Genomic DNA, 15,039 nt, shown 5'->3' on the forward strand with positions numbered 1-15,039 from the left:
GCAGCTTGTACACGGAACAAGATGGTTTTACAGGCTGTAGTAGTAACCACGGCTACGCAGCGCAACGATGCGCGGGCGGCCGTCGGGGTGGGGGCCGATTTTTTTGCGCAGGTTGCTGACGTGCATGTCGAGGCTGCGGTCGTACAGGGTCAGCTTGCGGCCGAGGGCCAGTTGCGCCAGTTCCTGTTTGTCCAGCGGCTCGCCCGGCTGTTTGAGCAGGGCTTCGAGCAGGCGGCTTTCGGAGACGGTCAGGGTCAGTTCTTTTTCGTCGATGCTGACCACGCCGCGCACCGGGCTGAAACTCAGGTCGCCCAGCTCGAGCTGCGTCGAAACGGCTGCCGGGTGGCTGCGGCGCAACACGGCACGCAGGCGCGCGGTCAGTTCGCGGGGGTCGCAGGGTTTGGCTAGGTAATCGTCGGCGCCCAGTTCGAGGCCGAGGATGCGGTCCAGCGGTTCGCCACGCGCTGATAGCATCAGCACCGGGAGGTCGGCGTGGTCGTTGCGCAATTGCTTGAGCAGTTCCAGACCGCTGCCGTCGGGCAGCATCACGTCCAGCACTACCGCCGCCGGGGCGGTTTCGGCCAACGCCTTGCGGGCGCTCTGGCCGTCGTGGCAGGCGCGCACCTGGAAGCCTTCCTGGCTCAACCAGCTACTCAGGAGTTCGCACAACTCCTGGTCATCATCAATCAATAACAGCTCGCTCATGACTCACTCAATTTAGCCATTGCCGACGTTTTCGGCTTGCACCGCTGGCAAAGATACCGCAGAGCAGCGCCAATAGCGCTACCCCGGCGCCAGTGACGAACCACTGCTGTTGATCGGTCAGCAAACGCGGCAGCGGGCTGGCCTGGGCTTCCTTGAGTTGCAGCTTCAGACGCTGGTTCTCCTGGCGCAGCCGGGCGAGCTGGGCGCTTTCGCGAGTGTTGTCGGCATTTTGCAGTTGTTTGTTCAGTTCTTCGCGCTGCTGTTCACTGGCCTTCAGCCGCTGCTGCAGCTCGGTGATCTGGCTGCCGGCGCTCAATGACAATGGCGTGGAGCTGCCGCCTTCGGTGGTTTCCTCACCATGGGCGGGGGCCATGATCGACAACGTGAGCAACATCAGACACAACGGACCCTTGCGCATCGCGACACCTGTTTCCAAATGGATATTGGGCAGGTTGTCGGCAGGCAAACGAGAATAATGAGCGATTGAGAGCGCGATGAACCGAGAAGGTTCATCGCGTGGCAGGACTTAAGGCAGGACTTGCTTGAACGGCTTGACGATCACATTGGCGTAAACGCCAGCGGCGATGTACGGGTCGGCATCGGCCCAGGCCTGAGCGGCGCTGAGGGAGTCGAACTCGGCGACGATCAGGCTGCCGGTGAACCCCGCTGCGCCCGGATCATTGCTGTCGACCGCCGGGTGCGGGCCGGCCAGCACGATGCGGCCTTCGCCCTTGAGCGCTTGCAGGCGTTCCAGATGCGCCGGGCGCGCGGACAGGCGAGCTTCGAGCGAGTTGGCAACGTCGGTGGCAATGATGGCGTAGAGCATGTCAGTCCTCGGTTTTTGGCGTTGTGGTATCGGTGTCATGCAGATGGCGCGACAGGTAAACGCCCTGTGCGACCAGGAACAGCACGGTCATGCCCAGGCTGCCGAACACCTTGAAGTCGACCCAGATGCTCTGAAAGGTGAAAGCGACGAACAGGTTGGCGGCGCCGCAGAACAGGAAGAACGCGATCCAGGCGATGTTCAGGCGGGTCCAGACCGGGTCCGGCAGGGTCAGCGCGTGACCCATGATGCGTTTGATCAGCAAGCGATCGCCGATGAAGTGGCTACCGATGAACGCCGCAGCGAACAGCCAGTTGACCACCGGCGCTTTCCATTTCAGGAAGGTTTCGCTGTGGAAGGCCAGCGTCAGGCTGCCGAATACCAGACAGGCGATCAGCGTCAGCCACTGGCTCTTTTCCAGCTTGCGCTGCTTGATGAACAGCGCGCCGTACACCACCAGGGAACTGATGATCAGCATCGCCGTGGCGCTGTAGATACCGCCTACGGTCACTTGCTGGCCGGCAATGTCGACGACCCGTGGATCAAGTTTGTAAACGATGAAGAACAGCAGAAGCGGGATGAAATCGATGAATTGTTTCACAGTGAGAGCCAGAAGCTGGATGTGGCGGCATAATAACAAACATATGGGCGCGCGATAGCGCCAGCTGATTTGAGGTTACAACTCCCCGTGAATGTTGATTTGCACTGCCACAGCACGGCCTCCGATGGCGCCCTGGCGCCTGCGGTTCTGGTTGCGCGTGCGTTCGAAAACGGCGTGCGAGTCCTGGCGTTGACCGACCACGACACTCTTGAGGGGCTCGCCGAGGCGCGTGCTGCCGCCACCGAGTTGGGCATGCAACTGGTCAACGGCGTCGAATTGTCCTGCACCTGGGGCGGGGCGACTATTCACGTGCTGGGTTACGGCTTCGACGTCAACGCTGCGCCGTTAGTGGAAGCGATCGCCAAATTGCACGATGGCCGCTGGCTGCGGTCGGAAGAAATAAGCCGCAAGCTCGCACTCAAGGGGATGCCCGGTGCCCTCGACGGCGCCCGGCAGATCCAGCAGGAACTGGGCGACAGCGGCAACGCGCCGGCCCGGCCGCATTTCGCCGACTGGATGGTGCGAGAAGGTTATGTAAAGGATCGCGCCGAGGCGTTCCGCAAATGGCTCGGCGCCGGCAAACTCGGCGACGTCAAACTGCACTGGCCGACGCTGGAAGACACTGTCGGCACCCTGCGCGCCGCCGGTGCCTGGGTCAGCCTGGCGCATCCATGGCACTACGATTTCACGCGTAGCAAGCGCCGAAAGCTGATTGCCGACTATATTCAAGCAGGCGGGCATGCTATCGAGGTGGTCAATGGCCATCAGCCCGCAGAACAGGTGGGCAGCCTGGCGATCCTTGCCCGTGAGTTCGGTCTGCTGGTCAGCGCCGGCAGTGACTTCCATGGCCCTGGCGGCTGGTCCGAGATCGGCCAGTACCGGCCGGTTCCCGAGGACCTTCCACCCCTGTGGTGTCGGTTCAAACATGACACAGATATTGCCGCCGTCTGAACAGGTAGAGAATGTGAGTCAATTTTTCCAGATACATCCGGAAAACCCGCAAGCGCGCCTGATCAAACAGGCGGTCGAGATCATCCGCAAAGGCGGGGTGGTGATTTATCCCACGGACTCGTCCTACGCCATTGGTTGCCAGATCGGCGACAAGACCGCCATCGAGCGTGTGCGACGTCTGCGTCAGCTCGATGAAAAGCACAACTTCGCGCTGATCTGCAGCGACCTGTCGCAACTGGGCAATTACGCCAAGATCGACACCGGCACCTTCCGCATTCTCAAGGCGCACCTGCCGGGGCCTTACACCTTTATTCTCAACGCCACCCGCGAAGTGCCGCGCCTGTTGCTGCATCCGAAAAAACGCACCATCGGCCTGCGCGTGCCAAGCCATCCGATCGCGCTGGCGCTGCTGGCCGAACTCGGCGAGCCGCTGATGAGCGTGACGCTGATCATGCCCGGCGATGAAGACCCACTTACCGATCCCTACGAAATGCGCCAGTTGCTCGAGCACCAGGTCGATCTGATCATCGACGGCGGCTTTGGCGGCATCAAGGCCTCGACGGTGATTGACCTGACTGGCGACGACCCGGAAGTGGTCCGCGTCGGTTGCGGCGATCCGACGCCGTTCATGGTCGAGGCCTGAATGTCCGCAGTGGAAACCGTGGTCGATCCCCAGGCCGGCGCCCAGCAGGAACTGCCGTTCGCGATGGTCTATGGTCAGGCGGTCATGGAAATGCCGCTGGACCTGTACATCCCGCCCGATGCGCTGGAAGTCTTTCTTGAAGCCTTCGAAGGCCCGCTCGACCTGCTGCTGTACCTGATCCGCAAACAGAACATCAATATCCTCGACATCCCAGTGGCGGAAATCACCCGCCAGTACATGGGCTATGTCGAGTTGATGCAATCGGTGCGCTTGGAACTGGCTGCCGAATATCTGGTGATGGCGGCGATGCTCGCCGAGATCAAGTCGCGCATGCTTCTGCCGCGCGCTGAAACCGTCGAAGATGAAGAAGACGATCCACGCGCCGAATTGATCCGCCGCTTGCAGGAATACGAGCGTTTCAAGGCTGCTGCCGAAGGTATCGATGGGTTGAGCCGGGTCGGCCGCGATGTGATCGTGCCCAAGCTCGACGCCCCGGAAGCGCGGGCGCGCAAGCTGTTGCCCGACGTCGCGCTGGAAGAGATTCTGATGTGCATGGCCGAGGTGCTGCGCCGTGGCGACATGTTCGAAAGCCACCAGGTCAGTCGCGAAGCGCTGTCCACCCGCGAACGCATGAGCGATGTGCTGGAACGGCTCAAGGGCGGCGGCTTCGTGCCGTTTGTCGAGCTGTTCACCGCTGAAGAAGGCCGCCTGGGTGTGGTGGTGACCTTCATGGCGATCCTTGAACTGGTCAAGGAATCCTTGGTCGAGCTGGTGCAGAATGAGCCGTTCGCCGCGATCCACGTGCGAGCCCGAGCCGAATAACGAGTCCCTGTATGAACCTGACTGAACCCCGCGAGCTGGCGTCCCTGCTTGAAGCCTTTCTGTTGGCCTCGGGAAAGCCGCAATCCCTTGAGCGCCTGTATGAACTGTTTGAAGAAGGCGAGCGGCCGGAGCCGGCGGTCTTCAAGAAAGCCCTGACCCTGCTCGGCAAGTCCTGCGAGGGCCGCGCCTTTGAACTCAAGGAAGTCTCGTCGGGCTATCGCTTGCAGATCCGCGAGAAGTTTTCACCGTGGGTCGGCCGTCTGTGGGAAGAACGCCCGCAGCGCTATTCCCGTGCGTTGCTGGAGACCATCGCGCTGATCGCCTATCGCCAGCCGATCACCCGTGGCGAGATCGAAGACGTGCGTGGCGTGGCGGTCAACAGCAACATCGTCAAGACCTTGCTCGAGCGTGAGTGGATCCGCGTCGTCGGCTATCGGGACGTGCCGGGCAAACCGGCTATGTTCGCCACGACCAAGGCGTTTCTCGACCACTTCAACCTGAAAAACCTCGAAGACCTGCCGCCGCTGGCCGAACTGCGCGAGATGGAAGCCGAACCGGTGCTCGACTTCGACGACGCGCCGGTGCCGCAGAGTCTGCAGGAACTGGCCGACGCCAGCGCCGAGCCGGAGGAGGAGAAAGAAGAAACCAGTTTCCATTCCCTGCTGCTGGAGCTGGACAGCATGGAAGAAGGCATCAAAACCGACTTTGACGACTTGCTGCGTGATGCGGTGGATGGCGAAGCGCCGGTGTCTGAGCCTGAGATCATCGCGCCGGTTGTTGAAGCTGAAGTTGAACTTGAAGCGGCGCCTGACGCCGAACCGGAAGAAGACATTCTCGGTGTCGCCGAGGCCCGCGAGAAGCTCCTGGCCGCTGTCGCCGCCCTCGAACAGCCTGAACCGGAACTCAGCGAAGAAGAAGCCGAAGCCCGCGCACTGGCCGAGGCGATCGAAGCCGAACGGCGCGAGTTCGACGATTGATCCGGATCCTTGTGGGAGCGGGCTTGCCCGCGATAGCGGTGGGTCAGATCCAATGATGTTGACTGACACTCCGCTATCGCGGGCAAGCCCGCTCCCACAGGGTGAAATGTCGTTCTGGAGATTGCGATGAGCTCAACCAAAGACCCCTGCATCAGCCTCTGCAAATTCTCCGACGACATCTGCCTGGGTTGCGGTCGCAGCAAGCGCGAGATCAAGGCCTGGAAGAAACTCGACAAGGACGACAAGCGCACCGTGCTGGCCGAAGCCGCGCTGCGCCTGATCAAACTCGGTGGTGCCGGTCGGCGGAAAAAGAAATAACCGGCAATCGATCAGCTAGTCTCTGATGCGCGACGGCGCACATCCGCGTATGATTCGCGACCCTTCGCCGATCCCTTCGGCCTGGACCCAGTTTTCAATACTTCAGGCGCCGCCTGAACAGACCACACCGGGAGGTGCCCAGATGAGTGACATCAATCAGAAAGACGACCAGGAAATCGGCCCAGCAGGCGAAAAGCTGCAGAAGGTCCTCGCCCGTATCGGCGTCGGCTCGCGCCGTGACGTGGAATCCTGGATCAGCCAGGGCCGGATCAAGGTCAATGGCAAAGACGCCACCCTCGGCCTGCGCGTCGACATGCACGACGCCATCACCATCGATGGCAAAGTGATCAAACGCGAAGAGGCCGCCGAGTCGGTGCGCCGCGTGATCATGTACAACAAGCCCGACGGCGAAATCTGCACCCGTGACGACCCGGAAGGCCGTCCGACCGTGTTCGACAAGCTGCCGCGCCCCAAAGAAGGCCGCTGGATCAACATCGGCCGTCTCGACATCAACACCACCGGTCTGCTGATGTTCACCACTGACGGTGAGCTGGCCAACCGTCTGATGCACCCGTCCTACGAGATGGACCGCGAGTACGCCGTGCGTGTACGCGGTGAAGTCGACGACGAGATGATCGAACGCCTGAAGGCCGGCGTGGTGCTGGAAGACGGCCCGGCGCGTTTCACCGACATTCAACAGGCGCCGGGCGGTGAAGGCTTCAACCATTGGTACCACTGCGTGGTCATGGAAGGGCGCAACCGTGAAGTGCGTCGTCTGTGGGAATCGCAGGGTCTGGTGGTCAGCCGTCTGAAGCGCGTGCGTTTCGGTCCGGTGTTCCTCAACTCCGACCTGCCGATGGGCCGCTGGCGCGAAATGAGCCAGTACGAAGTCGACGTCCTCAGCGCCGAAGTCGGCCTGACGCCGGTGGCAATGCCGCAGCTGAACGCCAAGAGCAAGGACAAACTCGAACGCATGCAGCGCAAATCGTCGCGGCCGATGGCCAAGACCGAGCGCGTACGCACCCTGCGTCCAGCCGCCGGCGCACCGACCGCGCCGCGCCCGAGCCGTGAGCCGCAGATCGAAGGCGAGCGTCCAGGTCGCAAGCCAGTCGCCCGTGACGGCGAGCGCGCACCGCGTCCGGCCAATGGCCGTACTGAGCGTGGCGAACGCGGCGCTCCTGCCGGTCGCGGTACGCCGGTAGCGGATCGTCCAGCCGACACCACCAACAAGCGCCCGGCCAAACCGGCGCCGAAGCGTCCGGGGATCAAACTGGTCGACGGCGACAAGCCCTCGGGCAAGCGTCGCGGCGCACCGGCTGGTTCCGGTCAGCGCCCGGGTTTCGGTCGCAAGAAACCGGAATAAGGCAGCTGTGAGTTACTAGCTGCAAGCTACAAGCTGAAGCAAAAACGCCAACCTCAGGGTTGGCGTTTTTTTTCGTCTGGCGAAACTCATGTAGCGTCTGATTGGGCCTCTTCGCGAGCAGGCTCGCTCCCACATTGGAGTCGCGTCGAACATAAATCCCTGTGGGAGCGAGCCTGCTCGCGAAGGCGTCAGTCGCCTAAAACACAAATCGGCCATCGAAAACCGGCTTGTCATCCAGCGCCAACACCCCGCCAGAAAAGATCAGGTCCAGGTGATGACTGCCCTTGGCGCCACCGCCTAATCCGAGATGCAACCCACAATGCCGCTCCTCAAACCCGGCATTGCGCGCATACAGATCCTTCACGCCTTCGTTTGTGCCAATCCCCAACTCCTCAATCCGCCGGTTCGACGGGTTGGCATCCAGGTATTTGTTGAAATCATGCTCCAGCCCCGGCACGTCGGTGGCGATGCGGCTGATGGTCGAGTTCTCGATCCACAGCTCCAGCGGCGATTCCAGCACGCCGTACTTGCGCGCGAAGGGGATAGTGCTGAGGAAGGTGCCCTTGAACTTCACATGGCCGTTGATAGCTTCGCTATGGGTGGCGATTTCGCCGGGGGCGAGGTCGAAGTTGCCGACGCCGTTGATGTCGGTCCACTTCTTGATGCTGCTCATCGGCGTTTCGAACCATGAGCCGTGGTCATCCTTGAAACTCAGCGTGGTCGCCTGGGACATGCGCTGGATCAAGTGACTGTTGAGTCCGGCGATGCGTTGCGGGGTGATGCTGAAGGTGTCGTAGAAATAGTCGCCGTAATCCTTGAACAGCAGCGACTTCTTCCAGTTTTCCGCCATCACCGCTTGCAGTGCGCGGACGAATTCCGGGCCGTCGGGGCGTGGGTTGGGCAGGGTGGAAGAGTCGTAGAAGAAAATGTACAGATCGCTGTCGGCAATTGCCTCGGACAGCGCTGCGGTACTTTCCAGGTCCAGACGCCGAGCGCTGAACTGGAAGCGCGGATGCTCGCCGGCCTGTTCGGCAATGGCGCCGGTCAGGACTTCGTAATCGGCGGTGTGGCCCAGCATGACCTTCGCCGAGTCGAGGCCGGCGAGGGCAGGGTGATGTTCGAGGTAGTAAAGGAAATGCGAGATGGCGCGGGGCTTGTCCATGAATCCTCCCTGACTGACCGGGGAATGAAGCGGCAGGCACGACCGGCCGGACCGTGCCTGCCCGGGATGTCTTACAGAGGCCACATCGCCGTGCCGAACGGAACCACCGCGTCGGCTTGCATCATTTCCACAGCGGCCTCATGGGTTGGCGCTTCAAACCATTCGTCCAGTTGCAGTTCGGTATCCAAGTCTTTTTCCAGTGCTTGCATGGTCGATCTCCTAGAGAATTTCACGGTTTATGACTGACCGGTCGAGGTGGCCGGTGAGACGTGAAAAACCTAGTTGAGGCTTTTTCGTAATGCAAAATTTTATCCATTTAATTTTTAAATAGACTTTTTGTTCTGTTTTTCAGGATCGGTTTTCTTATTTGAAAACAAAAAACTAGGCAGGCGAAATTGATAGCAAGCTAGCTACCGTCAATATGCAGACGTCCTTCGGAAATTTCTGATTCGGAAAATATTCGTTACGCGTTGTAAACAAAACGTGACGAAAAGACCCCGCCGGAGCGGTGATTTCCCGCCTCCGCATCGGTTGTAAGGAAAAGCTTCCGTAAGCCGGGAGAACAGCTGCCGCGCAAGGCTCTGGCGCGCTTGTTTCCAGCCTTCAGGCAGGGTGTGATGCGCCCCATGCCTGTCGTGCAGGCGAATAACAAGAAGGAGGCGCAATGAACGCCGCGACTGATTTCCACTTCTCCCCGTGGGACGGTTTTTTCCTCGTCCCCGTCGATGGCCTGCAAAGGCCTGACTCATATTTTGCAGCCGCTCGGCACTGTCGAGGCGGACACGTGCAATCCCGGCAACCGACACGCTGATCAGGCGGGTCTGGCAGCAGGGGGTTAGCGGTGTACAATGCGCCGCGTTTTAACTGTGACCCTCTGCGTAATCGCAAAAATCTCGAGGCTATCCGCCTTGTTCACTCCGCCGCGCCACAAGCGTGCCGGGTTCGATTTCGTCACAGATAAAAACAAACAGGTGACGCATGACCGTTGTAAATGAGCTGAACTCCTGGTGCCTGCGCTGGGGTTTGATCGGGGCTGCCTGAAATCGCAACCTTGCAGCAACGTCTACTGAACATCATCAAACCTTGCGTGAGACCTTTTTCATGAGTGGACAACCCTCGCAATCAGGCGAGCTTAAGCGCGGCCTGAAAAATCGCCATATTCAACTGATCGCCCTCGGTGGCGCGATCGGTACCGGATTGTTCCTCGGTTCTGCCGGGGTACTGAAATCCGCCGGCCCGTCGATGATCCTCGGCTACGCCATTTGCGGCTTCATCGCCTTCATGATCATGCGCCAGCTCGGCGAAATGATCGTCGAAGAGCCGGTGGCCGGTTCCTTCAGCCACTTCGCCCACAAATACTGGGGCGGTTTCGCCGGTTTCCTCTCGGGCTGGAACTGCTGGATTCTGTACATTCTGGTGGGCATGTCCGAGCTGACAGCGGTCGGCAAGTACATCCATTACTGGGCGCCGGACATCCCGACCTGGGTCTCCGCGGCAGCATTCTTCGTGCTGATCAACGCGATCAACCTGGCCAACGTCAAAGTCTTCGGTGAAGCCGAATTCTGGTTTGCGATCATCAAGGTCGTGGCCATCGTCGGCATGATCGCGCTGGGCAGCTACCTGCTGGTCAGCGGCCACGGCGGCCCGCAAGCCTCGGTCTCCAACCTGTGGTCCCACGGCGGTTTCTTCCCCAATGGGGTGAGCGGTCTGGTGATGGCCATGGCGATCATCATGTTCTCCTTCGGCGGTCTGGAAATGCTCGGTTTCACCGCCGCTGAAGCCGACAAGCCGAAAACCGTGATTCCGAAAGCGATCAACCAGGTGATCTACCGCATCCTGATTTTCTACATCGGCGCGCTGGTGATCCTGCTGTCGCTGACTCCTTGGGACAGCCTGCTGGAAACTCTCAATGCGTCGGGCGATTCGTACAGCGGCAGCCCGTTCGTGCAGGTGTTCTCGATGCTCGGCAGCAACACCGCCGCGCACATCCTCAACTTCGTCGTGCTGACCGCCGCGCTGTCGGTATACAACAGCGGCACCTACTGCAACAGCCGCATGCTGCTGGGCATGGCCGAGCAGGGCGATGCGCCGAAAGGCCTGGCGAAGATCGACAAGCGCGGCGTGCCGGTGCGTTCGATTCTGGCGTCGGCAGCAGTGACGCTGGTTGCCGTGTTGCTCAACTACCTGATCCCGCAACATGCGCTGGAACTGCTGATGTCGCTGGTGGTTGCGACGCTGGTGATCAACTGGGCGATGATCAGCTACTCGCACTTCAAGTTCCGCCAGCACATGAACCAGACCAGACAGACGCCGCTGTTCAAGGCGCTTTGGTACCCGTACGGCAACTTCGTCTGCCTGGCGTTCGTGGTGTTCATCCTCGGCGTGATGCTGCTGATCCCGGGAATTCAGATCTCGGTGTACGCGATTCCGGTGTGGGTGGTGTTCATGTGGGTCTGCTACCTGATCAAGAACAAGCGCAGTGTGCAGCCGGTGGTGGCTGCGACCGCGAAATAACCTCGCAGGCAGAAACGACAAACCCGGCCAGAGTGCCGGGTTTGTTGTTTTGAAATGGAAAAATCTGACATCACACCGAACCCTGTGGGAGCGAGCCTGCTCGCGAAAGCGGTCCATCAGAAACATCTGCATCGACTGACACACCGCCTTCGCGAGCAGGCTCGCTCCCACAGAGGTTGAGTGAATCGGGTTATCCTGCACGCTCTGATTACGGACGCTTTTCCATGCTGGTGATTTCCAACAATGTGCATCTGCCGGATGCCGAGATCGAATTGACCGCCATCCGCGCGCAGGGCGCCGGTGGGCAGAACGTCAACAAGGTCTCCAGCGCCATGCACTTGCGCTTCGACATTCCCAACTCGTCATTGCCGGAGTTCTACAAGGAACGCCTGCTGGCGCTGCGTGACAGCCGTATCACCAGCGACGGCGTGCTGATCATCAAGGCGCAGCAATATCGCACCCAGGAAGCCAACCGCGCCGATGCGCTGGAGCGGCTGGTCGAGCTGATTCTCAGCGCCACCAAAGTGGAAAAGAAACGCCGCCCGACCAAGCCGACCCTCGGCTCGAAGAAGCGTCGGCTGGAGTCGAAAACCAAGCGCGGCAGTATCAAGGCCGGGCGCGGCAAAGTGGATTTTTAAGCCTCGCGGTATTTTGCCGTGTGCCTATACAGATAGACACTCAAGCCAAGTCCGCTCAACGCAGCGAAGGCTGCGAACAGGAAGATCGAAGCAAAACCGAATCCTGCTGCGATCGCCCCGGCCAGCGGCCCGGTGATCCCCAGCGACAAATCAATGAACAGTGAATAGGCACCGACCGCCGCGCCACGGCTCGAGGCCGGCACCAGATTCACTGCTTCCACGCCCAGCGCCGGGAACACCAGCGAGAAGCCGAAACCGCTCAGCGCCGCGCCCGCCAGTGCCCAATGCGCATCCGGCGCGATCCACAGCAACAACAAACCCAACGTTTCCACCGACAGGCAGGCAATCGCCACGCGGAAGCCGCCGAGGCGGTTGATCAGGTTGCCGAACAGCAGCCGCGCGCCGATGAAGCTGGCGCCGAACAGGCTCAGGCACAGCACCGCGTTGTCCCAGTGCTGGGTCGCGTAGTACAGGGTGATGAAAGTGGCGATGGTGCCGAAGCCGATCGAACCCAGCGCGAGCCCGCAGCCGTGGGGGAAGACTTTGCCCAGCACATGCATGAACGGCAGGCGTTCACCGGCGACGATCGGCGCGGCGGTCTTCGGCCATGCCAGCGCCAGACCGAGCAAAGCGAGGAGGATGATGCTCACGCCCATGCTCCACAGCCCCAACCTGCTTACCAGCCACACACCGAACGGCGCGCCGATCGCCAGGGCGCCATAACTGGCGATGCCGTTCCAGGAAATCACTTTCGCCGTATTCGCCGCGCCGACCCGGCCGATGCCCCAGCCAATCGAACCGGAACCGACCAGGCTTTCCGCGCTGCCCAGCACCAGACGGCCAATTAAGAGGCTGATCAGACTGAGCAGCGGCAGGTTCGGCGTCCACGCGGAAATCAGCATGAACACACCGCTCAAGCCGCAACCAGCGAGGCCAATCATCACTGCGCGTTTGCTGCCCTGGTTGTCGATGATCTTGCCGGCATACGGGCGGCTGAGCAGGGTGGCGAGGTATTGCACGCTGATCACCAGCCCGGCGATCACGGCGCCGAAACCAAGGTCACTGTGGACATAGCCCGGCAACACGGCGAGCGGGATGCCGATGTTCAGGTAACCGATAAAGGTGAAGAGGACGATGGAGACTACTTGCAGCGTAACCGCCAGCGGACGCTGGGGCTCGGATATAGACGACATGGGTAACGATCCACGGGAGCAGCAGATTAGATAGGCTGCTTATGATACCGGCGTGAACCGTTCAGGGGCGGGGAAAAGTAAAACTATTTGCCGGGCGGCGCTTTCACGATTTCGCCGGGGCGACCAGTTGCGTGGTGACGAGGGCGGCGAGGGCGTTTTCTTCGCTGCCGAAACGTTCGAGCAGGGCAGCTTGCTTCTCGGGCGAGAGGCGATTCCAGATCTCGATCATCTTCTCGGTGGCGCCGATCAGCACGGCAGCTTGGCTTTCGGAGAATTCGTCGGTCATGGCGGGCTCGGGTTTCAGGCAGTGTGGAAAGCGCATGTTAGCGCTTTCCACACGGTCTGTACGGCGGGTCTTACTCTTCGCTGTCGGCTTTGCGGCTGTCAGCGGCTTCCTGCGGCTCGGGCTTTTCAGCGCCGGCGTGTTGCGGGGTCGTCTGCTCAGGTACGTGCAGGCTTGGGAAGGGGAGATTGGGAATCTCGTGCATGGGTGCGCTCCTCGCTAAGTCTGTTGATAGATCAGGTGCTCCGCGCTTTACAAAGCCTGCGCAGGATACAGCAGGAAAAATGACAATCAGACTTTTAATTCAAATTAATGCGACAGATGGCCGCAGGGGAGGCAAGCGCTGGGTCTGCTGATCGTTCCCACGCTCTGCGTGGGAACGCCTCAATGGACGCTCTGCGTCCGCTGTTGGGACGCGGAGCGTCCCGGGCTGCATTCCCACGCGGAGCGTGGGAACGAGCATAGGGGGCTATTTGCAGGCGTCAGCGATGGCGTCCGCGAGCGATGCGAGGCGGGTGGCGTCGATGCCGGCGACGTTCGCGCGGCCGGAACTGACCATGTACACGCTGTGCCGCTCGCGCAGGGTTTTCACCTGTTCCGGCGACAGGCCGGTGTAGGAGAACATCCCGCGTTGCACACCGATGTGCGCGAAGCGCTCGCGCAAACCGTGGGGTTCCAGCGCTTCGACCAGACCGCTGCGCAGCTGGGCGATCCGCAGACGCATCGCTTCCACTTCATCGGCCCAGCGCGCTTTCAGCTCTGGATCGGCGAGGATGGTCGCGACCACCGCCGCGCCGTGATCCGGCGGCGTCGACCACAGATTGCGGGCGATGTTGGCCAGTTGGCTGCGGATGTCGATGAGCTTGTCGGCGCTGGTCGCGCAGACGATCAGTGCCCCGGTACGGTCGCGATACAGGCCGAAGTTCTTCGAGCAGGAACTGGTGATCAACAGCTCCGGCAGCTGTGCCGCGAACAACCGGGTCGACCACGCGTCCTGCTCCAGGCCATCGCCAAAACCCTGATAAGCAAAGTCGATCAGCGGCAGCAGATCGCGGCTGCGCACCACTTCAAGCACGCGCTTCCAGTCGTCATGGCTCAGATCGAAGCCGGTCGGGTTGTGGCAGCACGCATGCAGCAGCACCACGTCGCCCTTCGGCACTTCCTTGAGCACGGCGAGCATCGCTTCGACGTCGAGGCGATTGTCACTGCCCACATAAGGGTAGTGACTGACCTTGACCTTGGCGGCGGCGAAAATGGTTTCGTGGATCGGCCAGGTCGGGTTGCTCAACCACACGCCTTTGCCCGGCAGGCATTGGGCGATGAAGTCGGCAGCCAGACGCAGGGCGCCGGTGCCGCCCGGGGTCTGGGTGGCGCCGGCGCGTTGTTCGGTGATCAGTTGTGAGTCGGCACCGAGCACCAGCTCATTGATGACCTTGCCGAACAGCGGGTTGCCGTGGCCACCGATGTAGGTTTTGGTGTCCTGGCTTTCGACCAGTCGCGCTTCGGCGATTTTCACCGCTTCCGGGATCGGCGTCAGGCCCTGGGCATCCTTGTAGACGCCAACGCCAAGGTCGAACTTGCGCGGATTGGCATCCTGAGCATAGGCCTCCATCAAACCGAGAATCGGGTCGCCGGGGACCCGGCCGATGACGTCGAAGTGCATTACTTGCGTCCTTCTGCGGTCTTCGCTACTTCGTCAGTGCGCGCGGCCATGATGAAGTCGTTGCGGTGCAGGCCTTTGATCGAGTGGCTCCACCAGGTCACGGTGACTTTGCCCCACTCGGTCAGCAGGCCCGGGTGGTGACCTTCGGCCTCGGAGATCTCGCCCACGGCGTTGGTGAACGCCAGAGCGTGTTTGAAGTTCTTGAACAGGAAAACTTTCTCCAACTGCATGATGCCGTCGCGTACTTCGATGTTCCAGTCAGGGATCTGCTTGATCAGGATCGGCAGTTCCTCGTCGCTGACTTGTGGCGCATCGGCGCGGCAGGCTTCGCAGTGGGCTTGGTTCAAAGTCGACATGGTGGATTCCTGAAAACGAGTGTGTTT

Annotated in this window: 19 protein-coding genes; 8 read left to right on the forward strand and 11 right to left on the reverse strand. The window is 60.9% G+C overall.

Going from position 1 to position 15,039, the window contains the following annotated elements:
- Positions 1 to 27: 27 nt before the first annotated feature.
- The 4 genes from AB4N73_RS02360 to AB4N73_RS02375 form a co-directional block, all read right to left on the reverse strand.
- Complete coding sequence (locus AB4N73_RS02360; RefSeq protein WP_016771129.1) at positions 28 to 705, reverse strand: response regulator transcription factor; 678 nt, start codon at positions 703 to 705, stop codon at positions 28 to 30.
- A 7-nt stretch (positions 706 to 712) separates the two neighbouring features.
- A complete protein-coding gene (locus AB4N73_RS02365; RefSeq protein ID WP_039761083.1) occupies positions 713 to 1,123 on the reverse strand; it encodes a translation initiation factor 2 in 411 nt (136 codons plus the stop codon).
- Positions 1,124 to 1,231: 108 nt separating this feature from the next.
- The gene (locus AB4N73_RS02370; protein ID WP_016771127.1) at positions 1,232 to 1,531 is read right to left on the reverse strand and encodes a YciI family protein; all 300 of its coding nucleotides are present in this window, start codon (positions 1,529 to 1,531) and stop codon (positions 1,232 to 1,234) included.
- 1 nt (position 1,532) lies between these two features.
- Positions 1,533 to 2,129 carry a septation protein A gene (locus AB4N73_RS02375; protein ID WP_024012071.1) on the reverse strand — a complete coding sequence of 199 codons (597 nt, stop codon included), beginning with the start codon at positions 2,127 to 2,129 and terminating at the stop codon, positions 1,533 to 1,535.
- Between the two features lie 87 nt (positions 2,130 to 2,216).
- Between AB4N73_RS02375 and AB4N73_RS02380 the strand changes: the two genes are divergently transcribed.
- The 6 genes from AB4N73_RS02380 to rluB all read left to right on the forward strand — a co-directional run bounded on the left by AB4N73_RS02380 (position 2,217) and on the right by rluB (position 7,203).
- Positions 2,217 to 3,080, forward strand: a complete 864-nt coding sequence (locus tag AB4N73_RS02380; protein ID WP_252868989.1) for a PHP domain-containing protein — start codon at positions 2,217 to 2,219, stop codon at positions 3,078 to 3,080.
- 13 nt (positions 3,081 to 3,093) lie between these two features.
- On the forward strand, positions 3,094 to 3,723 hold the full coding sequence (locus AB4N73_RS02385; RefSeq protein WP_041478985.1) for an L-threonylcarbamoyladenylate synthase: 630 nt from the start codon (positions 3,094 to 3,096) through the stop codon (positions 3,721 to 3,723).
- A 123-nt stretch (positions 3,724 to 3,846) separates the two neighbouring features.
- Complete coding sequence (locus AB4N73_RS02390) at positions 3,847 to 4,545, forward strand: segregation and condensation protein A (protein ID WP_172828192.1); 699 nt, start codon at positions 3,847 to 3,849, stop codon at positions 4,543 to 4,545.
- Between the two features lie 11 nt (positions 4,546 to 4,556).
- Positions 4,557 to 5,522, forward strand: a complete 966-nt coding sequence (gene scpB / locus AB4N73_RS02395) for an SMC-Scp complex subunit ScpB (RefSeq protein WP_252879630.1) — start codon at positions 4,557 to 4,559, stop codon at positions 5,520 to 5,522.
- Positions 5,523 to 5,648: 126 nt separating this feature from the next.
- Positions 5,649 to 5,840 carry a DUF1289 domain-containing protein gene (locus tag AB4N73_RS02400; protein WP_016771121.1) on the forward strand — a complete coding sequence of 64 codons (192 nt, stop codon included), beginning with the start codon at positions 5,649 to 5,651 and terminating at the stop codon, positions 5,838 to 5,840.
- Positions 5,841 to 5,982: 142 nt separating this feature from the next.
- Positions 5,983 to 7,203: a 23S rRNA pseudouridine(2605) synthase RluB gene (rluB, locus tag AB4N73_RS02405; protein WP_041478987.1), complete on the forward strand. Its 1,221-nt coding sequence runs from the start codon at positions 5,983 to 5,985 to the stop codon at positions 7,201 to 7,203.
- Positions 7,204 to 7,399: 196 nt separating this feature from the next.
- On the opposite strand, the gene AB4N73_RS02410 is transcribed toward rluB, so the two are convergent.
- Complete coding sequence (locus tag AB4N73_RS02410) at positions 7,400 to 8,365, reverse strand: M29 family metallopeptidase (protein ID WP_423662525.1); 966 nt, start codon at positions 8,363 to 8,365, stop codon at positions 7,400 to 7,402.
- Positions 8,366 to 8,436: 71 nt separating this feature from the next.
- The gene (locus AB4N73_RS02415) at positions 8,437 to 8,574 is read right to left on the reverse strand and encodes a hypothetical protein (RefSeq protein WP_003222780.1); all 138 of its coding nucleotides are present in this window, start codon (positions 8,572 to 8,574) and stop codon (positions 8,437 to 8,439) included.
- An 892-nt stretch (positions 8,575 to 9,466) separates the two neighbouring features.
- Between AB4N73_RS02415 and AB4N73_RS02420 the strand changes: the two genes are divergently transcribed.
- Together AB4N73_RS02420 and arfB are read left to right on the forward strand one after the other, a co-directional pair.
- On the forward strand, positions 9,467 to 10,879 hold the full coding sequence (locus AB4N73_RS02420; RefSeq protein WP_129999008.1) for an amino acid permease: 1,413 nt from the start codon (positions 9,467 to 9,469) through the stop codon (positions 10,877 to 10,879).
- Between the two features lie 224 nt (positions 10,880 to 11,103).
- The gene (gene arfB, locus AB4N73_RS02425) at positions 11,104 to 11,517 is read left to right on the forward strand and encodes an alternative ribosome rescue aminoacyl-tRNA hydrolase ArfB (RefSeq protein WP_016771119.1); all 414 of its coding nucleotides are present in this window, start codon (positions 11,104 to 11,106) and stop codon (positions 11,515 to 11,517) included.
- Here the strand turns inward: arfB and AB4N73_RS02430 are convergent.
- From AB4N73_RS02430 to AB4N73_RS02450, 5 genes are all read right to left on the reverse strand, one after another.
- Entirely contained in the window at positions 11,514 to 12,701 is a 1,188-nt protein-coding gene (locus AB4N73_RS02430) for an MFS transporter (RefSeq protein ID WP_095180869.1), read from the reverse strand. The two genes, arfB and AB4N73_RS02430, sit on opposite strands and share 4 nt — an antisense overlap.
- A gap of 112 nt (positions 12,702 to 12,813) precedes the next feature.
- Positions 12,814 to 12,996 carry a hypothetical protein gene (locus tag AB4N73_RS02435; RefSeq protein WP_039761215.1) on the reverse strand — a complete coding sequence of 61 codons (183 nt, stop codon included), beginning with the start codon at positions 12,994 to 12,996 and terminating at the stop codon, positions 12,814 to 12,816.
- Between the two features lie 70 nt (positions 12,997 to 13,066).
- The gene (locus AB4N73_RS02440) at positions 13,067 to 13,198 is read right to left on the reverse strand and encodes a hypothetical protein (RefSeq protein WP_016771117.1); all 132 of its coding nucleotides are present in this window, start codon (positions 13,196 to 13,198) and stop codon (positions 13,067 to 13,069) included.
- A 264-nt stretch (positions 13,199 to 13,462) separates the two neighbouring features.
- Positions 13,463 to 14,656 (reverse strand): amino acid aminotransferase, encoded by a 1,194-nt coding sequence (locus AB4N73_RS02445; RefSeq protein ID WP_315434973.1) that lies wholly within the window; start codon positions 14,654 to 14,656, stop codon positions 13,463 to 13,465.
- On the reverse strand, positions 14,656 to 15,012 hold the full coding sequence (locus AB4N73_RS02450; protein ID WP_016771115.1) for a 4a-hydroxytetrahydrobiopterin dehydratase: 357 nt from the start codon (positions 15,010 to 15,012) through the stop codon (positions 14,656 to 14,658). Before AB4N73_RS02450 ends, AB4N73_RS02445 begins: the two co-directional genes overlap by 1 nt.
- Positions 15,013 to 15,039 lie beyond the last annotated feature (27 nt).

The organism is Pseudomonas sp. S3_B08 (genome assembly GCF_054667725.1).